The organism is Variovorax sp. J22R115 (assembly GCF_030317005.1).
Lineage (GTDB): Bacteria > Pseudomonadota > Gammaproteobacteria > Burkholderiales > Burkholderiaceae_C > Variovorax.
On the sequence record NZ_JASZYM010000056.1, the window covers coordinates 1 to 1,354 of the forward strand.

The following is a 1,354-nucleotide window of genomic DNA, read 5'->3' on the forward strand; positions in this document are numbered from 1 at the left end:
GGACCAGGTGACGCAGCAGAACGCCGCGCTGGTGGAGGAAGCCTCCGCCGCCGCGCAATCGCTGCAGGAGCAGGCCGGCAGCCTGTCACAGGTCGTGAGCGTGTTCAGGCTGGGTCGAGACACCCAGGCCCCTCCGGCGCCCGCACGCACGCCATCGGTCGCCGGTGCTGCTGCCAAGGCGGCACCGAAGGCGCGTGCCAAGGCACAGGCGGAAGCCCGCAAGAAGACCACCAGAACCGAACCCCAGTTGGCCGCCGCCAGTGCAGGTGCGGGCGACTGGACCGAGTTCTAAAAGAAGGAAGAAAAAATGCAGTGGTTCCAAAAGCTACGAGTGACCGCCAGACTGATCATCAGTTTCCTGGTTGTCGCGGCGGTCGGCGCCGTCGTCAGCGCGCTCGGCATCTTTCACATGGGGCGCATCAGCGCCTCGACGGAGAGGCTCTATACCCATGAGCTTCGGGCCCTGCAGGCCGTGCAGGAGGCGAACATCCACCTGCTCTACGCGAGCCGGGCGCAGATGTCGCTGCTGTCGGCCGCGACGCGCGGCGAACGCAATGCGGGATCCACCGAACTCAAGACCTCCATGGAAAGCCTCCAGGCGCGAGCCGCGGAGGTCAAGCCGCTGTTCGAGGAGCGCGAAGCGGGCCAGAAGCTCTTTGAGCAATACGAGGCCCTGCTGCCGCCCTTGAGCAAGCGCATGGCGGATTTCGTGACGCTCGTGTCGAAGCAATCGCTGGACAGTTCGCAGTTCGACGGCCAGGTGGCCGAGGACAGCACGCGGCTGCTAAAGGATTCCCGCGCGGTCGAGGAAGTGCTGAAGAACATGGTCGCCCACAGCAACGAGCTGGCCAAGGCCAGCGCGGAGAACGCGACCGACACCTACCGGACCTCGCGGCTGATGATGCTGGTGATGGCGCTGATCGGTATCGTGGTCAGCGTGGGACTGGGCTTCGTGGTCGCGCGTCTCCTGGGGCGCCAACTGGGCGGCGAGCCTGCCTATGCGGCGGACGTTGTCGGCCGCATCGCGACCGGCGACCTCAGCATGACCGTCGAGGCCGATGCGGCGCATGCCGGCAGCCTGCTGTATTCCATCAAGCAGATGCAGGACCAGTTGACCTCGGTCGTCGGAAGGATCAAGTCCTCCAGCGACACCATCGCCACGGCTTCGAGCCAGATCGCAGCGGGCAACCAGGATCTCTCGTCGCGCACCGAACAGCAGGCGAGCTCGCTGGAGCAAACGGCGGCGTCGATGGAAGAGCTCACCAGCACGGTCAAGCAGAACGCGGACAACGCGCGCCAGGCCAACCAGCTGGCGGCCTCGGCCTCCGAAGTGGCGGTCAAGGGCGGCAGCGTG

At 66.1% G+C, this 1,354-nt stretch carries 1 protein-coding gene and 1 pseudogene; both read left to right on the forward strand.

The annotated features are described in order from the left end of the window. Positions 1–292 (forward strand): annotated as a pseudogene (locus QTI04_RS34150) (methyl-accepting chemotaxis protein); the annotation flags it as partial. A gap of 15 nt (positions 293–307) precedes the next feature. Beyond that, the coding region (locus tag QTI04_RS34155; RefSeq protein ID WP_286619635.1) for an MCP four helix bundle domain-containing protein at positions 308–1,354 on the forward strand (1,047 nt) is incomplete at its 3' end.